This is a genomic window from [Clostridium] celerecrescens 18A, assembly GCF_002797975.1.
Classification (GTDB): Bacteria; Bacillota; Clostridia; order Lachnospirales; family Lachnospiraceae; genus Lacrimispora; species Lacrimispora celerecrescens.
Window position 1 is genome coordinate 2,479,158 of sequence record NZ_PGET01000001.1, and the last position, 24,442, is coordinate 2,503,599.

The following is a 24,442-nucleotide window of genomic DNA, read 5'->3' on the forward strand; positions in this document are numbered from 1 at the left end:
CTTATCTACTCCCTTTGAATATGTTTCATTAAGTGCTAGATAAAGGTACAACTGTAAAATCTAAAAGACTTTCCATCGTTTTTAAAATGTTTTCTAAAGCAATCTTAACCGAGGAAACATCCCCAATGATAACCACTGCACCTGAAAATCTGTCAACAAAACCAATTTCAACTTCAGCGGCTTTTGTTGCTATATCGACTACGATAATCGCTGCTTCACTTGGTGTTATCGTTAAAATACCGACTGCTTCATTTTCAGATTGTATCCCAATTTTTTGATATAATTCTGCATCAGGTTTTGCAATAACATGTGCAACGGTGATTTGTTTACCAGGAACATATTCCTGTATAATTCTCTCATTTACCTCCAAGTAATCACCTCATTTAATCATAATTTATATAAATGATTTCCCTAGAACGCTAATTATATCCTCTTTCGTTGGAACGATAGGGTTTGTTGCTGTACAACGATCTGCAAGAGCAGCTTCTGCTATTACATTTTTATCTAATTCAAATTGATCCTTGTTCACCCCCCATTCAGAAAGACTCTTTGGAATGGAAAGTGCCTTCTCAAGCGAAAGGATTGCGTTAACTAAACTTCGTACACCCATTTGTGGATTTCCAGCATTTAATCCTAAGAATTTAGATATTTTAGAATAACGACTTGCAGCAGGGGTAGTATTCTTGCTGTAGTTTCCTTCAATAATTCCTGCATTATAACGAATAATATTGGGTAACAAGATACCATTGATTCTTCCATGCGGAATATGCCAGCGTGCTCCTGCAGCATGTGCTATCCCATGGTTTAACCCTAGTGAGGCTAAATTAAAGGCCATTCCAGCCATTGTTGATGCTATATGCATTTTTTCACGCGCAACTTTATCATTTCCATCTTTATAAGCTCTCTCTAAATAAGTGAATACATAGCATATGGCTTTTTCACTTAAAGCATCAGAGATATCATTGGCTTTCGTGGAAACATAAGCTTCTATTGCGTGGGTAAGAACATCAATACCCGTATCAGCAGTTTGCTTCGGTGGTAAACCTACAACAAGACCAGAATCTAAAATAGCCTCATCTGGCAATATTTGATCCGTAACCATAGGATATTTTGTTCCCTTTTCAGCATCAGTAATAATCGAAAAATTCGTAACCTCTGAACCCGTTCCACTTGTTGTAGGAATCGTAACAAATCGTATCCCACGAAACCGATCAGTCAATTTGCCAAAATAGAGCATAGCTTTTGCTGCATCGATCGCAGAGCCACCACCTATTGCTAATAAAATTGTGGCTGGAAAACCTTTGCTGGATTCTAACCCAGCAACAATGTTATCAATTGGGGGATCTGGAATAACTTCAGAAAACTCCATTGTTTCAGTGCTGCTATCAATATAACTTTTAATATGTGAAAGTAACTCTGATGAAGCAATAAAAGAATCTGTTACTATCAAAATCTTTTCATTCTTGAAATCTGATAATCGTTTCAGGCTATCTTCACCAACGTACAAGGTTGTTCCGAATTTTATTTCTTGCATAGCAAACTCCTCCTTTCTAAATTTATAAATCTTCTTTTTTTAAATCTATATGGAATACCTTTCCACTTCTTTCATAAAGCACATCTTTTATGCCTTCGTTTACATTCGCAACACGTGCTACGGAGAAAAAGTAATCTGATAGGCGATTAACAAATATCAAAACTTCTTCATTCATATCATTCGTCCATTGGAACGTTACTATTTCTCTTTCCGCTCTCCTGGCAATTGTTCTGCAAATATGCAAAATACTTGCTGCTTGAGAGCCACCTGGCAAAATAAAAGACTCAACTTCTGGAGGAATATCTACATGTGCATCAATACATTTTTCAATCCACTCTGTTAAAGCAGATGTAACTCGGTAGGTTCCTTTTCCATTCGGCGTTGCTAAATCATTGCCACAATCAAACAAACACTGCTGGATCTGCGTTAATTCCTTTTTCAAAGAATCATTGTTTTTTATAAGTGTAATAGCATAGCCTACAAAACTATTTAATTCGTCAATCGTTCCATATGCTTTAATACGTTCACTATCTTTTGCTAATTTCATGCCACCGATTATCCTAGTGTATCCTTTATCACCTGTCCTAGTATAAATTTGCAATTTATGATTCCTCCTTAGAAAGATAGGCTATCAACTCTGCTACTCCTTTATCTTCAACAGCAGAGAGACGAAAAATTTTCTCAACACCTGCTAACTCTAATCTTTTCTCAGCGTTTATAATAGCCTCTTCGTTTGATGCCAGATCGATCTTTGTAATAATTCCTATACATGGTTTTGTAAAGTTTTGTGCAAAATAGGGCGAAAATGTCTGGCTTTGCTCTGTCACGCTACATATGAATCCAATGATATCTGAACTTGCAGCCATCATTTGTAACGCGCTATAGAATCTTCTATGCAATACAAACTCACCCGGTGTGTCTATCATCTGAGAATAGAATTCAACTGCTTGAGTCTTTTTATATTTAATCATCTCTCCTTGAATCCTTTGGCAAAGGGTGGTTTTCCCACTCCCAACTGATCCAATTAACATAATTTTCTTCACTTTCTATACCTACCTATTATGTTCTCGTTACTTTGGGGACAGAAAACTGCATAAATTCGCTTAAATAAATAACAACCTGTTCTATAGCAGATTGTACAGCTGCCACATCCCCCAGGATAATTACAGACCCACTGAACCTGTCAACGAATCCTATTTTAACAGGTGCAGTCTTTTTAGCTATATCTACAGCGATGATTGCAACCTCTGGTGGGGTTATGGTTAAAATACCAATTGCTTGATACTTTTCTTCATTCAAACCTAATTTCTCAAAGATTCGATCATCGGGACTTGCTATAATATGTGCTAATGTCACTTGTTTACCTGGTACCGATTCAAATATTTTTCTTTCTAATACATTCATATAGCCCCTCATTTCATAGTGAAAGCATAACACACATTATATTCTTTGCTTTTATTGCCATATTATGTACTTTATTAACAAATTCTAGTCTCTTAGAATTTTTTTATTTTTATTTCACTATGGTCAACTTAAAATGCAGAAAAAAGCGCCTTCTGATTTCCTATGAAATCAGAAGGCGCTGTATAAAATTTATTCTATTTACGAACTATTAACGAGTTACAGTTCTCTGGCAAGCTCGTATGAATTCCAGATGGAATACATAATATTATGTACCTTCTGGGAATCTCCAATATTGTGGACAGGTATATCCAAATCCTTCAGTTCATCATACAATGCATGATTCTCGCGGTAGCCGATGGCCGAAATAACCGTATCCGCCAGGAATGAACGTTCTCCTTCCGGGGTTTCCGCAGTCACCTTACCCCCCTCTATACTCTTCACAGTACTGCTTGTATAGATATCCACCTCATGGAATGCCAGCAGATCCACTAGCATATCATGATTCATATGCGGAAGCGCACCGTGTCCTCCCAGAATGTCTTTCAGCATTTCGATGACTGTAACCTTGGTACCGTTCTGTGCAAGCCATAGAGCAGTTTCACATCCAACCAATCCACCGCCGATTACAACGACATTTATTCCCGCCTCTGCTTTTCCAAGAAGGATATCATCTGCGGTAGTCACAAAAGCCTCCGATCCAAACTTGCTCTGGATCGGCTTCGAACCGGTTGCCGTAATGATTTCATCCGACTTGAATCTGGATATATTTTCTGCAGTAATCTCACAGTTCATCTTGACTTCCACATTCAGAAGCTCAAGCTGTCTCTGATACCACTTGACCAGGGCTCTGTCATAGCGTTTGAAATGAGGAACACTTCCCGGAATTAAATTTCCTCCAAGGCTGCCGCTCTTTTCACACAGAGTAACGCGGTGTCCCCTTTCAGCCAGCACTCTTGCCGCTTCCATTCCTGCTATGCCGCCTCCAATAACAAGTACATGCTTCTTCTTATTGGCCGGTACGAGTCCGTAAATTTTTTCTCTTCCGCAGGCCGGATTCACAGCACAGCTCACAGGAGCGTTTGAAATTCTACCCAGGCAGCCTTCATGGCAGCCGAGGCACGGCCTGATTTCATCAAGCCTTCCAGTTCTCACCTTTTCCGGATAATACGGATCGGTTAAAAGCTGTCTTCCAAGTCCGATGATGTCGCAGGAATCGCCGAGGGCTTCTATTGCAATCTCCGGATTTTCCATTCTTCCGGCCAGAATAACAGGAACATCTACGTTCTGCTTTACAAGTCTGCCAAATTCACGGTACATACCATCTTCAAAATACATCGGCGGATGATTCCAATACCAGGAATCGTAGGTTCCCGCATCCACATTCAATGCGTCATAGCCTGCTGCCACCAGAATTTTAGCAGCTTCGATCCCTTCTTCGATATCCTTTCCAGCTTCTTCATAGTCTTCGCCCGGCAGTCCGCCGCGACGGATTCCCTTCATGCAGCTTTTCAGGCTGTAGCGAAGGCTGACAGGGAAGTCAGGTCCACAGGCCGCTTTGATCCCTTTCACAATGTCCGTTGCAACCCTCAGCCGGTTTTCCAACGAGCCGCCGTATTCGTCCGTTCTTCGGTTGAAAAGGGCGATGGCAAACTGGTCCAGGAGATATCCTTCATGAACCGCATGGATCTCTACGCCGTCAAATCCAGCTTTTTTCGCAACCACTGCAGACATGACAAATTTCTGAATCATGTTCTTGATTTCTTCAATCGTCATTTCCCGGTGCTTGATTCGGGGATCAAATCTGTTTTCATTCTCCGACGGAGCGATAAACTTGGTAGCAAATCCGGGCAATGCACTTCTCCCAAGACCTCCGGTGAGCTGAAGAAAAATCTTTGTGCCGTATGTATGGATTCTTTCATTCATCTGATACGCTTCATGAATAAAAGCCAGAGGATTCTGAGTCGGACATGGGAGGCCCGGTCTGACCATACCTTCAATATCCAGGTCCACACTACAGATTCCAGTAATAATCAATCCGATTCCACCCTTAGCCCGTTCCACATAATACTCCTGCAGCCTTTGGTTCATAGCTCCCAGTGCATCGGCATATCCGACAGGCCCCATTGGTGCCATGGACAATTTGTTTTTTATTTGTACTTTCCCGATATATGCAGGCTCAAAAAGCTCTTTGTAATTTGTACTCATGCCTTTCCTCCATTTCTCTCCATTAAAATAATGTTACAGCGCCATCTTCCGCGACTTCAACCGTCTGCCCCTCCTGAACCGACTCCAGGAAGCGATCACCCAGCCCATCAACCGTAACGATCTTTGTGTTTTCCCAAATATCCGCCAGCAGAACACCCGAGATCGCCAGGGACTCGGCTGTTGCTGAAAATAGCATTGCTTTCGGTTGAATCCCCATAGCTGCGACGGTCTGAATCAGCATACCCGCCGTAGTGGAACCGATCACCTGAGGAATGCACAGGATGGCTCCGGAAAGATCCTTCTGAAACAGGTCCGGATTGTTCTGGTCAGTACACAGTGTCTGTTTCCCGTTTGATACCAGCGCCCCCATATAGGATGAAAGCACATTGAATCCCTTTTTGGACACCATAGCGTTTCCTCTGACCTGTCCCGGTATGACTGCTCTACCCTGAAATTTATCCATTGCTAAAAACCTCCCTTTACTACAAGATTTACAAGCTCCTGGTCGTCTACGTACCGTGCGGAGGAATAAGTTCTCAGTTTATTTGAATTTGTAATAATCGGTTTTTTTGCACAAAGCGGATTTGACATGTACATCAAAGGACAGATGTGAGACACCTTCACTCCTGTTTTCAGAAGCCGGTCATAATACTCTGTCCCTCTGAATCTTGCGATGACATCCGGTGCACTGGTTATGATGGTATCTACCACGATTTTGTCCTGTCCGCTCTTCTTAAGAGCCTGTTCAAAGATTTCGGTCCATTCTGTCAGCTGGTTAAAGGATGCATGGGGACATCCGATAAATGCCCTGTCAGGTTTCGCGTTTAAATCTGCCCAAAGGACCGGATAGGAGCTTACCACTCTCTCCAGCTCCGCATCATCGATGACATAAACGGACGCATTCTCTCTGATCAGTTCTTCTCCGTATTTCTTCGCCTCCGGTGTTAAGTTTTCCGCATGGTAAAGCGCTACCGCACCGTTCGATGCAGTTGCGGCTCCCATATCCTTTAAGTAGTCCTTTACCGCCGGAGTCATTTCAGTTCCCAGAAACTGATCCAAACCTTTTATGTATGGTACCTTTTCCACTACCTTCATTCCGATGGCGCTTCCCAGAATCTGTGGACGAGGAATTTTGGTTGTTTTAAGTTCTATGATCCAGTCAGCATTTCTTCCTTCGTCGGTCATGAATCCGAATTTCGGCGTCTTTCCGATAATCCCGCTGAAGAATTCCATTACGCCAGAGGTCCTGTTTGTCCGGGCTCCCAATACAGAGTTGGCATAAACCACCGCCGAGGATTCCGCCCAGGCCAGATTGTCTCCGAAATTTGGAGTGTTGCCCACCTCATCAAAATAACAGGCGCAGGTATAGGCATTTTCATCCTTCATTCCCAGCTTTACCAGCATGCTCTCGTATTCCTTCTGGGTGCCATATAACAGTTGATACATCTCCTTCTCCTGCTGGTTAGCAGGTACATTCTCGTAATCAAGAGGCTGCGGATCCGCCGTGAAAGGCAGCATGGTCCTGATTCCGGCATCAATCATCTCTTTCATAATTCTTGACAGAGGCTTTAAGGCCGGCATTCCAAAGGAACACACAAGATGCACAGGTCCATCCAAAGGTACAAGGCACTCTGCGTCATACATTTCTCCGTACCTTACAAGTGTTTCCATTGTTTTTTGCAGAATATCTCCGTGCTTGCCATTGAGTATATCCTGCTCTTCGTTTGTTAATCTCATAAACTTCTCCTTTCATTTATTTTGTTTCCAACAAGCATTTTAACCGAACGCTGTTATGTTAATATTAACACCTTGTTATTCTTTTGTCAATTAGGTCCAATGAGTAAACCTTGCATTTTTTTTGAAAAACGTTTATGATTAGATAAACAGTACTTAATTGGAGCAAAATCATTTATGGCAAGAAAGAAAAGAGACGAGCAGGCCGCCCAGACAAAAAATAACATCATACGGGTCGCCTTGAATTTAATTCAAAAAAAAGGGTATCACAACATGAGCATCCGGCAGCTATGCCAGGAAGCCGGTATCTCTACCGGAGCTTTTTATCATCATTTTAGTTCCAAGGAAGAGATGATCAACAAGGGCTTCGCCCTGTACGACGATGCTTTGGATCTTCTGCTGCAGAACTATGAATTCCACAATCCCGTAGAAGACATAAAATTCATATTGCTGCACCAGACAAAATTTGTTATGGAAGAGTCAGCCAACCTGACAAAAGAGCTGTATATCGCTCAGTTGTCAACGGATGTGAAATATTCCGTAAAGCCAGTAAGAAAATACTATCAGACAGTAGAAGAACTGGCAGGAAAAGCGCTAGAAAAAGGTATGATTCATACCGATATGACGGTACATGAGCTCACTTCCTTTCTGATTCGAATCAACCGGGGCGTGATTATTGACTGGTGTCTTAACGATTATTCCTACGATCTGATGAAACAGGCAGAAAAGGATCTGATATTCGTTCTGGACAAGCTGACGGCTCCTTTATCCGTCTAACACGATCATCAAAGAACTATCCTTATCAGAACAAAATATAATTTAAAAGTGAGCCAGAAACTGACAGGGAGTTAGTTTCCGGCTCTTTTACCTTCCAGTCTAATGCTTCAAGGGTTGATCATCATTAAATAAAATGTTTTTCCTTCAATGCAACAGGATATAGTTATAATGATGATAAACAAATCCTAAACGAACCAAACGCAATCATCTGTGTATGTTTTATTGACAAATTCCATTTTAATACCTATAATTGTGTCACAGGAGGTGTAGGAATGGAAAAACTTATATATGCCAGCTGCATTGAAAACAATAGATATTCCATCTCTGTATTTGTTAAATAAATTTCTATCAATGGATAACTTTATATTATAAAAATATATAGTGGTAGAAATTATTTTATCCCAATACAGAAAGGTCTATAATAAAATGAATAATAATGTAGTTAGTAGATTAAATTCGTCAAGAGTAAGTAAAGCAGTAGGTAATTATACTCACATAACAAAAATAGAGCCTAATGCAGCATTTTACACATTTTCTGGTCAAGTTGGAGCCGATTTGGAAGGTAATTTTCCTGAAGAATTCAATCAACAAGTAGACAATACATTTTTAAATATATCAAATCTATTAAAGAGTATCGATTTAACACCTGATAATGTTATTAAGGTCAATATATGGTCAACGGAACAAATTGACTGGGATTACTTTGATAAAGTATATGATGATTTTTTTGGTAAGCCTTACCCTTCAATGACTGTTGCCTATGTAAATGCCTTAGGGTTAGAAGAGATAAAATTAGAAATTGAAATATGGGCAGCAAAGTAATTTAGTCCTGGATATACATAAGCCTTGTTCCATTCCATATTGAACAAGGCTTATGTATTTTTTATTTATTCTTTGAAGCCTGGAACTCATCCATCTGCTTTTGCACCTCTGCCACATATTCATCAATACCTGCTTTTTTCAGTGCTTCCAAAGCCTTGGGATATTCTGTGTCAAAATCTACGAATCCGTAAAGAATCGGTGCCATCTGCTTTCCTGCCACCTCTTTGATTGCTGTCTCAATTACCTTTACCTTCTCGTTATTGAAGCGGAAGCCAAGCATATTGGAGGTGACTGCCTTATCGTCCCAGCTTTCATAGGTATCAATGTAACTCTGCTCGATATCGGGTGAAAATAACTGATAATTCTTGTTACGGAACATCCATTCATAGAAGAATTCATCATTCACCAGCTTTTTAATTCTTCCGTCAACAATATCATAATCTTTCCCCTTCACGCCGTATAGAGCCATCAGGTAATTATCCTGAGAAGAGTAGAGCCAGTCAATGAATTTCATTGCTCCTTCCGGATTGGGTGCCGTCTGTGGTATGCAAAGGACTTCACCGCCGGTGGCTATGATATAGCGAGGTTCCTCCGGTTTCAGGATATAGTTCTTTAATCTGGCATCTGGAGCATTTGCTTTCACACTGCTGATAATCTCATTTTCTTTGCCAAGTGAGCCCTCTACCCATAAGTATAAGCCGGTCTGCATACGGGAATCCCTCTCATTGTATTTGGTCGTCAGATCATCAGAATATAAGCCTTCATGATACATCTGGCGGTTATACTGGGCAACCTTCTTGAAAGCATCGGTTTCATAGTAATCATACACCTTATTTGTGGTATCACCATATACAACGGTATCTTCATTGGCGCACCAGGTTAGCTGTTCATCGGCAAAATATCTGGTCAGAGGTTTAAAGATGGGGTCTGCAGGCCCTTTCATTTCCGGATACAATTTCTTTGCCTTTTCTGCAAATAATTTTAAATCCTCTGTTGTTTTAATCTCCGTCATACCACAAGATTCCAGAATATCCTGGCGGACACATACCATCTGAAACATTCCGGAGGAAGGTGCATAAGCGGAAGGTATGCCATAAACCTCTCCGTTAATGGTAGCCCCTTTTAACTGCTCTTCGGGAAGCACCTTTAACAAATTCTGGCCATATTTGTCAATTAAGTCATTCAGAACAGAAGCCTGTTTCTTATTAACAATGGTGGCAAGATCAGGAAGTCCGTCCCAATACAGGTCGATGGGCTCCTGGGCGGCCAGCATGATATCTTTTTGTTCCCAATACTGGTCCCATGGAGTATAAACCATTTCCACCTTAATACCTAAATCCTCTTTCATTTTCTCAGCAAACTCATTACTCATAAATTCTGACATTCTATCACTTTCATCACCGGGATAAAGAATCGTCACGGTTTCGGTATTAGTGCCTTCTTTCGATTCATCCTTACTGCTGCATCCCCCAAGTAAACCGATTGCCATTATCACGGCAGCTGTCATTATAAATAGTCTTTTCATTGCAATACCCTCCTTTTGATTTATGTTAAGCCTTACTCCTGACCTACCAATGAATTTTACTACAGGGCTTATTCCTTGACTGCACCTGTCATAATACCCTGTACAAAATATTTTTGTACAAAGGGATATAAGAAGATAATCGGGCCTATGGTTATTACCGTAACTGCCATTTTCATCGTTTCAGAGGGCAGTGTGATTCCTGCGGCAGCGCCGGAAGGAATACGCCCAGAGCTAATGGCATTTACATTTGAAAGAATTGTATAGAGGTAATACTGGAGAGGAAAAAGATCCTTGTCATTAATAAAAATCAGGGCATTCCACCAGTCATTCCAATATTGCAGGGCATACATAAGGCCTACGGTTAGCACTGCCGTTTTACTGAGGGGAAGAGCAATCCGCCAATAAATCAGCATATAACTTGCCCCGTCAATTTTAGCCGCTTCGTATAAGGAAGGCGAAATGCTTGAAAAATAGGTCCTCATAAGGAACATGTTCCAGACACTGAAAATAGAAGGAAGAATCAGTGCCAGAATGTTATTCTTTAATCCGTAGTAATTCACACAAACCACATACCAGGGAATGAGGCCCGCGGAAAATACAATGGTGAAGTTACATAAAAAGGCAATGACATTACGGTACTTTAAACTCTTAATCGATATCGCAAAGGCAATCATACTGGTAATGATCATAGCTCCAACGGTTCCGGCTATCGTAACAAAAATGGTGACTCCGTAAGACTTTAAAATCCTCATGCCACTGTTTGCAAAAATATAAATGTATGTATTAAGGGTAAATTTCTGCGGAATAGCTGAATAACCATGCATGACGATTTCACGTTCCGAAGAGAGGGACACACCTAAGGTAAGAACAAGGGGATACAGACATAGCAGCCCGAACAGGCCAATAAACAAATAAGCAAGGATAGTAACCAGGTGATCGCCGAACGATTTGCTTTTTCTCATTAAAATAATCCCTCCCCGTCATTATATTTTTTTGCCAACCGGTTAGCAGCGGATACCAGAATTAGTCCCATCACCGACTGGAACAGCCCAATTGCGGTAGCATAGGAAAAGCCCAGGGTTCTCATACTCTGATATACATAAGTATCAATAACGGTTACCGCATCAATCAATACCGGGTTGTTGCCAACAATACCGTAGATCATGCCGAAATCACCGTAGAAAATACGTCCAATACTCATAAGGGTCAGTACAACGGCCGTCGGTTTCAGCATCGGAATGGTGAGATACAAAATTCTCTGGAACTTGTTTGCACCGTCCACTTTTGCAGCCTCGTACAAGGAACCATCGAACGTTGCCATGGCTGCCATGTAAATGATGGAGCTGTATCCGCTCCACTTCCACATACTGGCGGTGATTATGATGCCCTTCCAGTACTTGGGTTCCGCATACCACTTCACCGGTTCCATTCCCAATGATCGCAGTATATTGTTGATAACGCCCACGTCGGTGGAAAAAAAACCGTAGATAATCGTACCTACTACGACCCAGGAAAGGAAATACGGAAAAAACATAAAGCTTTGTGTCAGTTTTTTAAAGACATTGCTCCTGATTTCATTGAAAAATATGGAAATACTGATTGGAACAATCAGTCCCAGTATAATTCCAAAGAAATTGATAAACAGTGTGTTATAAGTTACCCGCCATCCCATGCTGCTCTCGGAAAAAAAATATTTGAAGTTATTAAGGCCTACAAACTGACTTCCAAAGATCCCATCCATAACATTAAAGTCGGTAAATGCCATCCAGGTTCCCGCAAAAGGAATATAGCAAAACATAACCAGTACAATCAGAGCAGGCATACACATAAGATACAGGCCCTTGTTTCTTTTTATTTCACGCAGGAATTCTTTTTTCCGGTCTTCTTTAGGACCCGGTGCTTTCTTTTGAATTCTTTTTGTTTTCATAACTCTTCACCACTCTTTTCCGTTTTTTAAGAGTTTCGCAGCCGGCTTTTTAATGCATCAACATCAATTATTTCGCCGGTAATTCTGGATTGCTCTGCCGCATAAGCCATCACATGGCTTTCCACTGACTGGGTTATGGAGGATCTGCTGGTGTCACTATGTGCTTCCATCTGACTGATAAAATCATCCATCAGGGCAACATCTCCTCCCCCATGGCCTCCCTGGGGCTGACCGGTATGAATGATTCTCTGTTCAAAACCATCAATTGCATTGGAGGCAAACTTTGTTACCTCAATCTGGTTCAGACTGTCATCCCCTCGGATTTCCCCATTTTCGCACATAACCTTGATTGTCCGGCTGATTTTGTTGGTAAAACCGCTTAAATTAAAGCTGACTGTTACATCATTCTTAAATTCGATTAATACCACCTGATTGTCACACACGTCGTTGTCACAACGGTATACACAACGTCCATAGGGGCCTTCTGCCAAAGCTTTGTTTATCCCTTCTTCCGTCTGGTCCTGGGTAAGTACCGTAGCAGGCCAGCTTCCCACGATCGGCAAGTAGGCTTTACGGGCATCAAAGCGGCAGTCTCCGGCGGCTTTACAGGTCAGGCAGCGTTCTGAGCTGTCCTTTGGAGCACTCTCCTCTTTAAAATATTTTAAACTGCCAAAGGAAACTATTTTTTTCGTCTCACTGCCCACCAGCCAGGCTAGGATATCCATGTCATGGCAGGATTTTTGCATCACCAGGGGACTGGACAAATCACTTCTTCTCCAATTTCCTCTGACAAAGGAATGGGCAATGTGATAATTCCCAACATTTTCATTATGCTGGATGGTAATTACCTTCCCCAGCTCTCCGCTGTCGATAATTTCCTTAATTGCCGCAAAAAAATTCGTATATCTGAGCACATGGCACACAATAACCTTACAGCCCTTCTGATTTGCCTTATCCTGAATCATAAGACATTCCTTTGGATCGGGAGATATTGGTTTTTCCAGAAGAATATCATACCCAAGTTCCAGAGCATCCAAGACCTGTTGGCAATGGTCCTGGTCCATGGATGCAATGATGACGGCATCGGCAATCCTGCCCTTCTGGTAAAAATCCTCTACTCTTTTAAACTGCATCTCAGACGGAATACTGAAATTATCCGCTGCAGCTGATCTTTTTTCATCTTCCGGCTCCACCACCGCAACAATATCTGCCTTTTTTGTTTCATAGGCGTGCTTGGAATAAATCATTCCCCGCTGTCCTGCACCAACTAATGCAATTTTCAATTTTCTTTCCTCCTGCTTTTATTTTCTGTCGTCCATTGAATCAATCAGGAAGCTGCGGGTCCTCCAGCGGATAATAGCCATCGGGATAGAAATCATCCCAGGCATGTGCCAAATCCACTGCAGTATCTTTACATACCTCCACAGTTCCCATCCTGTAATAACCATCCTTCTCCTCCAACCGGATATCCAGCTCCATGGGTCTGTCATCAGCAAAGAAAATCCCAACTGACAAGCAGTATTCACCAAGTGGCAGAATCGGCAAGGAAATAATCTCATTGTGGGTAATATCTCCAACGTTCCAGGCATCTTTGTCAATGTGCAAGACAAATTCCTGCTGCGCTCCTTCCATTTCCAGACGAACCCTCAGGCTATAATCCAGATAACAGGGCGCACTGCCCCTGTTTACAAACCAAAACCGGAGGGGGAGAGCTCCCTTTGATGCAATCTTCTTTGGATAGATCAGTCTTCTTATGGTAAAGTCATAACCCATATCCACAAGACGGCTGGAAAGACCGGCATGCCAGCGCAAGCTTTCCCGGCGGATATTCTCTCCAGGGCACTCCTCTTTTATTTTAAGCAGTACCGGCATCCTCTGCCAGGTATTCTGAAGCCGGTATTCGGCAAATTTTTCACAGCAGCTGATCCAGTTATCTTCGCTGCAATTTACAATAAGGCCAAAAGGGTATTCCTGTTCCTTTAGATACCCCAGCAAGACCTCCTGCTCAAGGCTAACCAATAATGGGATGCCCTCAAAGGCTTCCAGATAAGCATTCCAGATTCCCTGGCTGCAATCTTCCAGGGAAACGGCAACACCAATCAGCTTTTTATTATTCAGGGCGCTTGCAACTCTCCGGATTACGTGTATAAAACCTTCCTCTGAGTCCTTCTTTAACCAGGCAGGAAGTACCTGTTTAATAGTTAGAACCGGATTATGTACCTCTGCAAGTGCTTCTTTTAAACGGTTTAGATCATATTTGCCCCGATGAGGTTCCAGCTCCTCCCAGGTGAGTTCTACTATCTGGTACTGCCCTCTGCCAGGATTAACTGTTATCCTAGAAAGGGGCATCGGCCGTATTTTATAAGTCTCATAGGGACTGTAATGTTCCAGTGCATATTTACCCATGGGCAGCTCCTCCTTATTTTAAATGGCTGTCAGCAATCTGTCTGAAGCGTGCAATGTCTTCCTGTGTGATATAAGGCATTTGATCCGTTTGATCCGCTTCTTCCTTTAGAACCACCATACTCAGGTTATTAAAACGCGCTCCTGTTGCCATATAAGCAGCCGCCGCTTTTTGCAGGGAGGTCTTAAGCTCCACCTTTGTTTCGTCGGCTTTCCAGTCACCAAATACCTCATACCGAAGCATGGCATCTCCCTCTTTAATCGGATATAGATAAAATTGACGCTGGACCTTTATGATATTGCTGGTATCATGATCAAGCACCAGCGACAGTCTTGAATCATACAGCCAGCTTTCACTCCAAAAGCCTTTGACCGGCAATTCCGGAAAATAAGTCTTGTAAAACTCCAGCGCCAGCACCATGGAATTCTTTAATCTCTCAGGGTTATATCCCGGTCCGGAAGGCACATGGAGCGCCAGTAGCATATCCCCCTGGTTTAAGGCCTCCGCCCATTCCCTCTTTAACAGCGTTACAGGGTCCCTCTCCACAAAACCCATGGGATTGATGGGATTTGCGGTAATCTCCTCCTCCGCCTCCTGCCAGAGGGAAGTAAAGGCTCCTGCCTTATCATAAACTCCGTTTATACCATTTAACTGCCCGTCTCTGCGGTATTCCTCTCCGCCATGCTTTAGGGCCGTTACCTTCCCGGAAACCTTATTCCGGTACATGGTAAATGTATCGCCAAAGCGGCAAGGAATAAACAGGAACCGGTCCATAAGAAAGATGGAGCAGGTATAAAAGTTCATATCCCAGGGAAAATCACTTACGCTTACATCATCCCGAACCAGTTTCTCTAATTGGGATTTTATTGGCTGGAAAGGGATATCCCGATAATAATGCTCCGGAACGCCCCGTTCCTTTAAAAGCTTTATGGAAGGAACCACACAGGCCAGCAGAAGAAGGAAAGGATAAAGCTCTCCATACTCTTCCATGCACACAGGAGTCATATTTTTATAGTTATCCACATCACAGCGGTTTCTGGCAGAACACATATCCCATACCAGGAATTTGGAGAAATGAAACAGTTTCGGGTCCCCTTCCACTGCTTCTGCCGCTTTTATCAACAGCCGCTGCTTCTTCTCCGGAAGGTTGAATTTCTCAAACACTTCCTTTAAAAATCCCCTTTCTATAAAATGGATATTCTCTTCCCCGGGATAGCCGGCATAGAATTGCTCCAATCCCTCGGGCAGATTGTCAAAGCCGCAATAATCCACACATTCTTTGAATCCATACGATAAATGTCCCATACTCTTCCCTCTATTCTACGATTATTTTTCCAAAACAATAGTAACCGTCTTTTAAGCCCTCAATTGCCAGCTTTATATTTCCAAGCTCGGGGATCCCGGTTTCAATTCCTATTTCCAGAGAATACTCACCGGCCTTTCCTTCCAGGTCGAACTCTTCTTCCCAAAGGATATCCATGTCCGGCAGCCAGCTTCTTATATCCGTTCTGCTGGTAAAGCTGATGACTTCCTTCCCATTTTTCAGGCGGACTACCAGGGGATACCTGTGATAAATAGGAGCAACACCAGTATTGGCCCACAATCCTCTGATTCGGAAGACATCCCCTTTTTTTACCATCGGATTATACGTGAGCTTTCTTAGTTCAAAACGGTATCCCATTTTATTGAGCCACCTTTTAACACTTTCCTTCCATGCCTCAGGGACGATAGTGCCCTTGCTGTTAAAGGAAGAGATATGCCACTTTAAGGATTCCTCTACAATATAATCGATATCCCAGCCCTGGAGGTACCAGTCATTCATGTGCCAGCAGGCTTCAAACACCACCGGTGCCTTTTTCCATGCAGCCTCCATTTCAAAGTTGCAGATATTTTCCGGATAAAAATCCAGCATATGGGACCATTCTTCCTGATGGAAACCGCCCATATCTCCCAGGCAATCCACCCGAAAGCCTATATTTTCCTTTCTCTCCCGAATTATCTTTACCGACTTTGGATCATGCAGAAGAGCCTGCAGCGGAGTTATTTTAAAATTGTCGATATAAGCACCTACCATCCGCCTGATGCTCTCCTCTTCCAGAAACTCGGTACCTCCGCCTTCCCCCCATGCTCCTACCAGTGCCATATCCACCGAGCTTATTACCGGATGTCCGTCAAAATGTTCTGCAAATTCCGCAATAAATTCAGACCAGTATGTAACATAGGGAGAATGCAGCGGATCAACTCTCCAAAAGGGAAATTCCGGTTCCTCCCGGCATTCCCTTCGAAACCAATCCGGGATATCGTCCTCTTCTGCCAATGCATAAGGAGAACAGCGTACAATAGCCGTACAGCCTGATGCTTTTGCCTCCTCAAGTTTTTTCTCAAGGATATCCCACCGGTAACTGCTCTTTTCAACCTCCAGATCTCTCCACCGGACTCCGCAGTAAGTAATCCTGCTGTCGGGATGATTAAAAGTTCTGCTGCTATGGGTAAATTTGTATTTTTCCACCGGATTGCCCCGGTTATCATGTATTGCCCCTGCCGGTTCCATCAAACCCGGAGCTGCAATAAAGCCAATCCCCGGATTTTCAAGGAGTTCGTCAATTATTTTAGGATATATTACATAGGTATCACTCATAGGCTTATCTCCTTAGGCTGTATAATTTGTTTGAAATAAGAAGCAGCCGCTGCTTTTATACTGTTCTGCCAACTCCTGCAGTCTGACAGTATCACAGCAGAGGTACTCCGATAAACATTGATAGCAGTGTAACGTTCCGATATGCTTTCCTAACAGCTTAAGGTTAAGAGCAATCTCGCTATTGCTTAATTTCTTTGCACACTTATGGCAATGGACATTTTTCACCCCAACACTCCCTTTCCGTCTTTCAGCTCTGCATAGAAATTTCTGTTAAAACTAGTCAGGTTCTTTATATTACTGCATACTTTTTTGTTACTTTTTGTTACGTTTGTTTACTAAACCTTGTAGCTGGATTATAACATTTGCCCTGCGCTGTGTAAATACCATTTTCAAAATTATTATAAAAATTATTGTAAAAAGCTTTACAAATAACTTTACTTATCTTTAAAAGGCTTATCTTTTTATACCATTGTTTTCACACGTTTTTATAGAAATAATCCGTTAAACTATATCAAAAATCCTCTAATTGGTATGATTTTTCCATAAATTCCAATCAGCGGCAGGAAAATTGAGTATTGACAAAATCAGTAACATATTATTATAATTTAACTGTATGCAACACGCGTTCTTTACGTAAACATACTAAACAGAAAAATCCACAAGCTGTGATTAAGGGGGCAAACTAATTTGAGCACAATCAGAGACGTAGCCAATCTGGCAAAGGTGTCAATAGCTACTGTATCACGGGTATTAAATAACGATACCCAATACAAAATGACCGACGAAACCCGGGCCCGGGTATGGAAGGCTGTTACAGATTTGAACTATACCGTAAAATCCCCCGCAAACCCTTCCTCTGGTGAGAATAAAGCCCATCCTGGCAATGCGCTTATTAAAATAGGCTGTGTCCTAAGCGTAACTAAAAACAAATATAACGACCCTTATTTTATGTCCATCCTGTCCGGCGTAGAAGAACAGCTTCAAAACAACGGATATGAACTTACCTTTATTAAGACCGGTGCCGAGCTGGAGGATAAAAAGGCCTTATACAGTGCCTTTGGCAATCCAGTCTCTGGTCTGATTCTGATGGAATCACTCAACAGTGAAATCTACCAGTTCATACGGAATCAGGTTCCAAACATTGTCGGAATCGATACCTGGTGGGAGGATATAGACAATGTAGGTTATGACCATTACAGGGTAGCCAGTGTGGCAGTGCAGCACTTAATTGACAAGGGGCATAAAAAGATAGGTTTTATCGGGGGCAGCGGCATGAGCGGCAATATAAAATCCAGCCAGAGGTACAGGGGCTATTATGCCTCCCTGCATGCTGCCGGCCTGCCGGTTAATTCTGACTGGGTTATTGATTGTGCCTGGGACGAGAATCTTTGTATGGAGAAGGTCAACCAACTCTATCAGAAAGAAGATGCTCCCACCGCTTTCTTTGTAGCCAGTGATTTAATGGCCATGGCCGCCTTAAGCAGCCTGTATAAAATGGGAATAGCCGTACCGGACAAAGTAGCGGTTATTGGGTTGTCCAATATCGAAATATCCAAATATTCCAATCCTCCTCTGACCACAATTGAAATTCCTACAAGGGAAATCGGCATGGTTGCCGTCGATCTGCTCCTTGCAAGGATTAACGGGTATCAGCTTCTCCCCAGGAAAGTAATTCTTCCTACCAGCCTGATTCTCCGCAACTCTACCTGAACATCCTATGGGATCACTGTATTATCATGGGATTCTGCCTATTAAAAAGCCATAGGAAGATAATTTCTATCTTCCTATGGCTTTGGATTATTTTACCAGACCCCAGGCACACAGACATTGATGATATCTCTCTATGAGTCGCATCTTAATAACGCGAACAATTGACTGGAAAAAGCGGAAGAAAACCCATCCGGCTTCTCTTCCGCTTATATTTTTAAACTTTTCTGATAAACTCCAGCACCTGCCGGTATATTCCCATCTCATCCAGCTGATATTTCTGCAATAATTCTTTTGCTGGTCCAGACTCACCGAACACATCCTGGATTCCTATTTTCTTCACCGGTACCGGGTACTCTTTGCATAAAGCATCACAGACAGCACTTCCCAGTCCGCCAACAACTGAATGCTCTTCAATCGTAACAATCTTCCCGGTCTCCTTAGCTGCCCTGCAGACAAGCTCCTCATCTAACGGCTTGATGGTATGGATATTGATGACTCTCGCAGAAATCCCATCGGATTCCAGCCTTTTTGCTGCGGCAAGGGTTTCCGACACTTCAAGCCCGGTGGCAATCAAGGTCACATCCGTTCCCTCACGCAACACGATGCCCTTTCCCAGTTCAAATTTATAATCCGGAGTATCGTTGATTACAGGAACTGCCAGACGTCCAAACCGCATATAAACCGGCCCATCATGCTCCACCGCTGCCCTTACAGCCGCTTTTGCCTCTATGTCATCCGCAGGGCAGAGCACAACCATCCCAGGAATCGTCCTCATCAAGGCAATGTCCTCGTTGCACTGATGAGTTGCCCCATCCTCGCCAACAGAGATACCAGCATGGGTAGCACCAATTTTTACATTCAGGTGCGGATAACCGATGGAATTCCTGACCTGTTCAAACGCCCTGCCTGCGGCAAACATGGCAAAGGTACTTGCAAACGGTATCTTGCCGGCGGCAGCAAGACCGGCGGCAATACCCATCATATTGCATTCCGCAATCCCGCAGTCCACATGGCGCTCCGGAAATGCCTTTTTAAAAACTCCGGTTTTTGTAGCCGCCGCCAGATCTGCATCTAACACGATGATTTTGTCATTTATTTGTCCAAGTTCCACCAGAGCGCTGCCATAGCTTTCCCTGGTAGCAATCTTCTTTGCAGTCATTTCCTTTATCTCCGGCATAGCGCTTCACCTGCTTTCTCCAAATCTGCCATCGCAATTTCATACTGAGCATCATCGGGCGCCGTCCCATGCCATGCCACAGAGCCCTCCATAAAAGAAACACCCTTGCCTTTTGTGGTTTTTGCAACAATGGCTGTCGGCATCCCTTTTGTCTGCCTTGCTTCCTCAAACGCGCGTTCTATTTGTGAAAAATCATGTCCGTCTATATTGATAACATGGAAATTAAACGCCTCAAACTTTTTGTCGATCGGATAGGGAGAGCATACATCATCAATGGGACCATCAATCTGAAGCCCATTATTATCAATAATAACCACCAGATTATCCAGCTTTCTATGACCTGCAAACATTGCAGCTTCCCAGACCTGGCCCTCTTCTATTTCCCCATCGCCAAGGAGTGTATACACGCGGAATGGTTCTTTACTGAGCTTTGCAGAAAGCGCCATCCCCACTGCTGCTGAAATCCCCTGTCCCAAAGAGCCGCTGGACATATCCACACCCGGTATATGCTTTCTGTCCGGATGCCCCTGCAGATAGGAGCCGGTATGGCGCAGGGTCTTTAAATCCTCTACCGGAAAAAATCCCCGGTTCGCCAAGGTTGAATAATATCCCGGCGCCACATGGCCTTTGGACAGCACAAACCGGTCCCGGTCTTCTTTTGCCGGATGTTCCGGATCAATATTCATCTCCCTGAAATAGAGCCAGGTGAATAGATCTGCTGCTGACAGCGAGCCGCCGGGATGACCGGATTTTGCGCTATGTACTGCTGTCACAATCCCTTTGCGGATTTCATTTGCCGTTTTTTCTAATTCCAGATAATTCCCCATCTTCTCTCTCCTCCCAGCTTACTCTCCAAAGACAGCACGATAATCCGCCTGGAATTTTTCAATTCCCTGATCAGTCAGCGGATGTTTTGTCATCTGCTCCAATACACCGTATGGAACCGTGGCGATATCCGCCCCTGCAAGTGCACAGTCAATCACATGAATCGGATTTCTCACGCTGGCAGCAATGATCTCTGTTTCAATCCCTGAGATACGGAATATATCAGCAATCATCCTGATTAAGTCCATTCCTGGCTGAGAGATATCATCGAGACGTCCCAGAAATGGTGATACATAAGTAGCGCCGGCGCGTGCTGCTAAAAGCGCCTGGTTGGCACTGAAAATCAGAGTCACATTGGTTTTAATTCCCTCTGCAGTCAAGACCTTCACCGCTTTTAAGCCTTCGACAGTCATTGGAATCTTAACAACCATGTTCGGATGTATTGCTGCAATTTCACGCCCCTCTTCGATCATTCCTTTAGCATCTGTCGTCGTAGCTTTCACTTCTCCGCTGATTGGTCCGTCTACAATCGAAGTGATCTCCCGGATCACTTCCACAAAATCTCTGCCTTCTTTTGCAATCAATGACGGGTTCGTCGTTACCCCGCAGATAATCCCCATATCATTTGCCTTTTTGATATCCTCTACCTTCGCTGTGTCAACAAAAAATTTCATTTTCTTTCCCCTTTCATTGGTCTTAATATTATTTTCGTTTTATTTATTAATTCGTTTAATCAATATATCCTATTAAACAATATCATTTTTTGCAAAAATGTCAATAGGTTATTTGCTTTTTTATCTCTTATCTTTCTGAATCTGCAAACAAAAAACAGCATCAAAGTCATCTTTCGTGTAAACGTTTCATGACCTCAATGCTGTTTCAGCATAATTTCAATATTCAGTTCTATATAAACTGTCCCGGGCTGTCAAAGACCCTGTCAATCGCTACGATCGCCGCACCGGTCAGAATGGGGTCTCCCTGGTACGCACTGATGGAAAGCGTAAGCTCGTCCCAGACATCAGGCAAAATTCCCTTTTGCACTGTCTCCCGCACAGTCTGCTCCATTAATTCCGGATTAGGGCGTGCCATATCATCACCGATAATAATCCGGTCCGGGTTAATCACATTGATAATGTTTATGATTCCGACGCCAAGGCTCTCGCAGGCCCTGCGGTAATGCTCTGTATCGGTTGTATCCCCGTTTCTGATTCGCTGCTCCAAATCCTCAAAATTACAGCCTTCCATGCCGGCACGCTCCCCATACACTGATTTTACAAGTTCCAGGGAGGATGCGTAGCGTTCCAGACAGCCTCTGTTTCCGCAGGCACATGGTTTCCCGTTTCTGTCTATCGTCATATGCCCAATCTCACCTGCCGTCCCAAGCGCCCCTTCATAGATTCTGCCATTCATCACAATTCCTGCGCCAATTCCCTGACCGGCGGCAATGTAAACCAGAATGTCATCATGATAGGCCTCCTTCAAATCCCACATATGGGCATAGGCTCCGGCATTGGCGTTATGTTCCAGGAACACTGGGATGTCCATCTCCCTGTCAAAAAACGCCTTCAACTCAATATCTTTCCATATATCCGCACCCGTTATTAACGCAATACGGCTTTTTTTCGCAATAAATGGTCCTGGCACTGCAAGCCCCGCAGCCAGCACAGAGTCCTTTCCATACTGCTGAATCAACAGGCGCATCCGCCCCACAATCTGATTTAAGATTTCTTCCGCACCGGGCTGCTTTTCCGGCTCAAAATCCACGCGTTCTTTTACAATCTGCTTACCGGTCAAATCAAATAGTCCCACGCTGTAATGCTTTCTTGCAAGACGCACGCCGATGACACGGTAGCCGTCAGGATTGATGGAGACTCCAATCGACCGTCGTCCTTTGCTGCCATTTAAGAAACCAACCTCCTTTACGATTCCCCAGTTTAAGAAATCTTTCATGATGTTGGTCACAGTCGCCTGTTTAAGCCCCGTAAGTGCTGCAAGATGTGCTCTGGAGCATACGCCTTCTCTTCTTAAACTTTTCAAAAGGAGAGATCGATTCATCTCCTGTGTCACGTCCTGGTTAATTCCCCGGTTCTGATTCATTCCGTCTTCCTCGCCGCTCTATAATATGCATCAGATATAGTTTCTGTCAGCTTTTCCTATTATATCATGTTTTTTTAATAAACGTCAAATAATCGTTTCTCTTTCTATTTCCCCAACAAAAAACTGCTGCAGGCATAAACAAATCAACCCGCAGCAGTTCACTCTATCTTAATTACTCCCGTTATAAATAGTGAATACAGTCTTTGTATTCTTCAAAAATCTTCTTGTTGATCTCATCTCCTCCATCCGCATTTGCACTGTGAAGGACAGGCGGCTTAATTCCCCTTTCAGCCAGAATTTCAGCAGCCCTGACGGAAATACCATTGACAATGGAGGCTCCGATCACCGTGGATGTGGCTCCTGCCTTTTCGTGGATTCCTTTGATCTTAACACAGCCGTCTCCAAACTCTCCCCCATTGTCTATGCAGATGTCACACAGCTCAAAAAGTCTTTTTCCGCTGCTGTGGCGGGAGGTGTTTTTCTCAGAATATGCCAGATTCGTAATTCCGATAACAGTCATATTCATGGCTTTGGCTTCCAGAGCCATTTCCACAATTCCCGCATTCCTTCCGGAAACAGAATGAATGAGAATCACATCCCTATCTTTTGCACTGGACTCTTCAAGAAGAGCCTTTGACTGGCCTTCCAGCCTTTCAAATCTGCTTGTCAGAGTAACGGGGCGGACATTGAGCATAAGAGAGGGATTAAACAGAGGATTGATGACTGCCAGGCCGCCGGCACGGTAAAACATTTCCTCTGATAAAATAGCTCCATGGGAACAGCCGAAGACATAGATGGAACGCTTTTGCCCGATAGCATCTGCTAGGCACTTTGCAGCAGCTTCCATAGCCTCTCCCTGGCTTTCCTGTACGGAATCCAGAATCCGTTCAATATTTTTAAAATAAGTCTTAATACCATTCATGAATCACCTCTCCTTTGCTTTTTCAATAAAAGAAACCATTCGGTCCAATACATATTCGATGACTTTACGGCCTTTCTCCTCTGTTGCATCTTTTGCATTCCCCATAACCGCGGTCTGAGTAAATTCACTCCACCGGATGGGCGTTACGTCTATAAGCTCAGGTACCAGCGGGGCTTCATTGACAGCTTTTGACATGTCCACATGTTCCTTGCACAAATACAGCATATAGGAAGTTTCAATTTCGTCCGCATGGAAAAATCCACCGTGAAAATTGCCTGCTCCCATTACTTCCCCCAGAATTTCTCCTGCACCGGGATAGGTAAAATACAGGATCTTAAAGTCTGGTCTTTCTTTCAGAGCCTTCCTGGCTGCCTCTTTTATGGCACCGTTATTCCCCAGATGGGTATTGATCATAACAGCCATATGGAATCCATTTCGCTCTGTTTCCAACAGGATTTCAAAGAGCAGTTGTGTTAAAAGCTCATTGCTGATACCGATTGATCCTTTCATTTCTCCCAGACTCCAAACCTGGGTGTAATGAATCGTGGGAAGAATCAGGGAAGGAACCCTCTCAGAAAGCTTATCACACAGGTTTTCAGCGAGAAAGGAATCTGTTCCTATGGGCAGATGGGGGCCATGGACTTCCACAGCGCCTATGGGAAGCAGCGCGATATTATGGGTTGGAATTAAGTCTCTGATAGATATTCCATCCAGTTCATTCATTTTACTGCTCATTCTCTC

At 43.3% G+C, this 24,442-nt stretch carries 24 protein-coding genes; 3 read left to right on the forward strand and 21 right to left on the reverse strand.

What is annotated here, in order from left to right; all coding sequences use genetic code 11:
* Window positions 1–28 precede the first annotated feature (28 nt).
* The 8 genes from H171_RS11475 to H171_RS11510 all read right to left on the reverse strand — a co-directional run bounded on the left by H171_RS11475 (window position 29) and on the right by H171_RS11510 (window position 6,880).
* A complete protein-coding gene (locus tag H171_RS11475; RefSeq protein WP_038282876.1) occupies window positions 29–370 on the reverse strand; it encodes a BMC domain-containing protein in 342 nt (113 codons plus the stop codon).
* Window positions 371–394: 24 nt separating this feature from the next.
* On the reverse strand, window positions 395–1,534 hold the full coding sequence (locus H171_RS11480; RefSeq protein WP_100305267.1) for a 1-propanol dehydrogenase PduQ: 1,140 nt from the start codon (window positions 1,532–1,534) through the stop codon (window positions 395–397).
* 22 nt (window positions 1,535–1,556) lie between these two features.
* Window positions 1,557–2,135 carry a cob(I)yrinic acid a,c-diamide adenosyltransferase gene (locus H171_RS11485; protein WP_100305268.1) on the reverse strand — a complete coding sequence of 193 codons (579 nt, stop codon included), beginning with the start codon at window positions 2,133–2,135 and terminating at the stop codon, window positions 1,557–1,559.
* Window position 2,136: 1 nt separating this feature from the next.
* Window positions 2,137–2,577, reverse strand: a complete 441-nt coding sequence (locus H171_RS11490; protein ID WP_100305269.1) for a EutP/PduV family microcompartment system protein — start codon at window positions 2,575–2,577, stop codon at window positions 2,137–2,139.
* A gap of 16 nt (window positions 2,578–2,593) precedes the next feature.
* Window positions 2,594–2,938, reverse strand: coding sequence for a BMC domain-containing protein (locus H171_RS11495; protein WP_100305270.1), 345 nt, complete (start codon window positions 2,936–2,938; stop codon window positions 2,594–2,596).
* A gap of 216 nt (window positions 2,939–3,154) precedes the next feature.
* On the reverse strand, window positions 3,155–5,143 hold the full coding sequence (locus H171_RS11500) for an FAD-dependent oxidoreductase (protein ID WP_100305271.1): 1,989 nt from the start codon (window positions 5,141–5,143) through the stop codon (window positions 3,155–3,157).
* Between the two features lie 22 nt (window positions 5,144–5,165).
* Window positions 5,166–5,606, reverse strand: coding sequence for an aconitase X swivel domain-containing protein (locus tag H171_RS11505; protein WP_100305272.1), 441 nt, complete (start codon window positions 5,604–5,606; stop codon window positions 5,166–5,168).
* Window positions 5,607–5,608: 2 nt separating this feature from the next.
* Window positions 5,609–6,880, reverse strand: coding sequence for an aconitase X (locus H171_RS11510; RefSeq protein ID WP_100305273.1), 1,272 nt, complete (start codon window positions 6,878–6,880; stop codon window positions 5,609–5,611).
* Window positions 6,881–7,054: 174 nt separating this feature from the next.
* Here H171_RS11510 and H171_RS11515 point away from each other — a divergent pair, with 174 nt between their 5' ends.
* Entirely contained in the window at window positions 7,055–7,654 is a 600-nt protein-coding gene (locus tag H171_RS11515) for a TetR/AcrR family transcriptional regulator (protein WP_100305274.1), read from the forward strand.
* 426 nt (window positions 7,655–8,080) lie between these two features.
* On the forward strand, window positions 8,081–8,476 hold the full coding sequence (locus tag H171_RS11520) for a RidA family protein (protein ID WP_100305275.1): 396 nt from the start codon (window positions 8,081–8,083) through the stop codon (window positions 8,474–8,476).
* A gap of 61 nt (window positions 8,477–8,537) precedes the next feature.
* Here the strand turns inward: H171_RS11520 and H171_RS11525 are convergent, their stop codons facing one another.
* The 7 genes from H171_RS11525 to H171_RS11555 all read right to left on the reverse strand — a co-directional run bounded on the left by H171_RS11525 (window position 8,538) and on the right by H171_RS11555 (window position 16,970).
* A complete protein-coding gene (locus H171_RS11525; protein WP_207655186.1) occupies window positions 8,538–10,001 on the reverse strand; it encodes an ABC transporter substrate-binding protein in 1,464 nt (487 codons plus the stop codon).
* 68 nt (window positions 10,002–10,069) lie between these two features.
* Window positions 10,070–10,963: a carbohydrate ABC transporter permease gene (locus H171_RS11530; protein ID WP_100305277.1), complete on the reverse strand. Its 894-nt coding sequence runs from the start codon at window positions 10,961–10,963 to the stop codon at window positions 10,070–10,072.
* The gene (locus tag H171_RS11535) at window positions 10,963–11,928 is read right to left on the reverse strand and encodes an ABC transporter permease (protein WP_100305278.1); all 966 of its coding nucleotides are present in this window, start codon (window positions 11,926–11,928) and stop codon (window positions 10,963–10,965) included. The genes H171_RS11530 and H171_RS11535 overlap by 1 nt, the downstream gene beginning before the upstream one ends.
* Window positions 11,929–11,954: 26 nt before the next feature.
* Window positions 11,955–13,211 (reverse strand): Gfo/Idh/MocA family protein, encoded by a 1,257-nt coding sequence (locus H171_RS11540; protein WP_100305279.1) that lies wholly within the window; start codon window positions 13,209–13,211, stop codon window positions 11,955–11,957.
* A gap of 40 nt (window positions 13,212–13,251) precedes the next feature.
* Entirely contained in the window at window positions 13,252–14,334 is a 1,083-nt protein-coding gene (locus H171_RS11545) for a DUF4832 domain-containing protein (protein ID WP_100305280.1), read from the reverse strand.
* Between the two features lie 13 nt (window positions 14,335–14,347).
* Entirely contained in the window at window positions 14,348–15,637 is a 1,290-nt protein-coding gene (locus H171_RS11550; protein ID WP_100305281.1) for an acyltransferase domain-containing protein, read from the reverse strand.
* Window positions 15,638–15,647: 10 nt separating this feature from the next.
* Entirely contained in the window at window positions 15,648–16,970 is a 1,323-nt protein-coding gene (locus H171_RS11555; protein ID WP_100305282.1) for a DUF4832 domain-containing protein, read from the reverse strand.
* Between the two features lie 687 nt (window positions 16,971–17,657).
* Here H171_RS11555 and H171_RS11565 point away from each other — a divergent pair.
* Complete coding sequence (locus H171_RS11565; protein WP_100305284.1) at window positions 17,658–18,680, forward strand: LacI family DNA-binding transcriptional regulator; 1,023 nt, start codon at window positions 17,658–17,660, stop codon at window positions 18,678–18,680.
* 214 nt (window positions 18,681–18,894) lie between these two features.
* Here the strand turns inward: H171_RS11565 and H171_RS11570 are convergent, their stop codons facing one another.
* The 6 genes from H171_RS11570 to H171_RS11595 all read right to left on the reverse strand — a co-directional run bounded on the left by H171_RS11570 (window position 18,895) and on the right by H171_RS11595 (window position 24,436).
* Window positions 18,895–19,857, reverse strand: a complete 963-nt coding sequence (locus H171_RS11570) for a transketolase family protein (protein WP_100305285.1) — start codon at window positions 19,855–19,857, stop codon at window positions 18,895–18,897.
* Window positions 19,845–20,684, reverse strand: coding sequence for a transketolase (locus H171_RS11575; RefSeq protein WP_100305286.1), 840 nt, complete (start codon window positions 20,682–20,684; stop codon window positions 19,845–19,847). Before H171_RS11575 ends, H171_RS11570 begins: the two co-directional genes overlap by 13 nt.
* A gap of 18 nt (window positions 20,685–20,702) precedes the next feature.
* Window positions 20,703–21,356: a fructose-6-phosphate aldolase gene (fsa, locus tag H171_RS11580; RefSeq protein ID WP_025232269.1), complete on the reverse strand. Its 654-nt coding sequence runs from the start codon at window positions 21,354–21,356 to the stop codon at window positions 20,703–20,705.
* A gap of 229 nt (window positions 21,357–21,585) precedes the next feature.
* A complete protein-coding gene (locus H171_RS11585) occupies window positions 21,586–22,779 on the reverse strand; it encodes an ROK family protein (RefSeq protein WP_100305287.1) in 1,194 nt (397 codons plus the stop codon).
* Between the two features lie 181 nt (window positions 22,780–22,960).
* Window positions 22,961–23,701: a sugar isomerase domain-containing protein gene (locus tag H171_RS11590; RefSeq protein ID WP_100305288.1), complete on the reverse strand. Its 741-nt coding sequence runs from the start codon at window positions 23,699–23,701 to the stop codon at window positions 22,961–22,963.
* A gap of 3 nt (window positions 23,702–23,704) precedes the next feature.
* Window positions 23,705–24,436 carry a creatininase family protein gene (locus tag H171_RS11595; protein WP_207655187.1) on the reverse strand — a complete coding sequence of 244 codons (732 nt, stop codon included), beginning with the start codon at window positions 24,434–24,436 and terminating at the stop codon, window positions 23,705–23,707.
* Window positions 24,437–24,442: the final 6 nt, after the last annotated feature.

Bases quoted from the DNA above. Each gene is read 5' to 3' on its own strand.
- H171_RS11480 (WP_100305267.1), bottom strand. From the start codon at position 1,534: ATGCAAGAAATAAAATTCGGAACAACCTTGTACGTTGGTGAAGATAGC.
- H171_RS11495 (WP_100305270.1), bottom strand. From the start codon at position 2,938: ATGAATGTATTAGAAAGAAAAATATTTGAATCGGTACCAGGTAAACAA.
- H171_RS11500 (WP_100305271.1), bottom strand. From the start codon at position 5,143: ATGAGTACAAATTACAAAGAGCTTTTTGAGCCTGCATATATCGGGAAA.
- H171_RS11505 (WP_100305272.1), bottom strand. From the start codon at position 5,606: ATGGATAAATTTCAGGGTAGAGCAGTCATACCGGGACAGGTCAGAGGA.
- H171_RS11510 (WP_100305273.1), bottom strand. From the start codon at position 6,880: ATGAGATTAACAAACGAAGAGCAGGATATACTCAATGGCAAGCACGGA.
- H171_RS11515 (WP_100305274.1), top strand. From the start codon at position 7,055: ATGGCAAGAAAGAAAAGAGACGAGCAGGCCGCCCAGACAAAAAATAAC.
- H171_RS11520 (WP_100305275.1), top strand. From the start codon at position 8,081: ATGAATAATAATGTAGTTAGTAGATTAAATTCGTCAAGAGTAAGTAAA.
- H171_RS11525 (WP_207655186.1), bottom strand. From the start codon at position 10,001: ATGAAAAGACTATTTATAATGACAGCTGCCGTGATAATGGCAATCGGT.
- H171_RS11530 (WP_100305277.1), bottom strand. From the start codon at position 10,963: ATGAGAAAAAGCAAATCGTTCGGCGATCACCTGGTTACTATCCTTGCT.
- H171_RS11535 (WP_100305278.1), bottom strand. From the start codon at position 11,928: ATGAAAACAAAAAGAATTCAAAAGAAAGCACCGGGTCCTAAAGAAGAC.
- H171_RS11545 (WP_100305280.1), bottom strand. From the start codon at position 14,334: ATGGGTAAATATGCACTGGAACATTACAGTCCCTATGAGACTTATAAA.
- H171_RS11550 (WP_100305281.1), bottom strand. From the start codon at position 15,637: ATGGGACATTTATCGTATGGATTCAAAGAATGTGTGGATTATTGCGGC.
- H171_RS11555 (WP_100305282.1), bottom strand. From the start codon at position 16,970: ATGAGTGATACCTATGTAATATATCCTAAAATAATTGACGAACTCCTT.
- H171_RS11570 (WP_100305285.1), bottom strand. From the start codon at position 19,857: ATGCCGGAGATAAAGGAAATGACTGCAAAGAAGATTGCTACCAGGGAA.
- H171_RS11575 (WP_100305286.1), bottom strand. From the start codon at position 20,684: ATGGGGAATTATCTGGAATTAGAAAAAACGGCAAATGAAATCCGCAAA.
- fsa (WP_025232269.1), bottom strand. From the start codon at position 21,356: ATGAAATTTTTTGTTGACACAGCGAAGGTAGAGGATATCAAAAAGGCA.
- H171_RS11585 (WP_100305287.1), bottom strand. From the start codon at position 22,779: ATGAATCAGAACCGGGGAATTAACCAGGACGTGACACAGGAGATGAAT.
- H171_RS11590 (WP_100305288.1), bottom strand. From the start codon at position 23,701: ATGAATGGTATTAAGACTTATTTTAAAAATATTGAACGGATTCTGGAT.
- H171_RS11595 (WP_207655187.1), bottom strand. From the start codon at position 24,436: ATGAGCAGTAAAATGAATGAACTGGATGGAATATCTATCAGAGACTTA.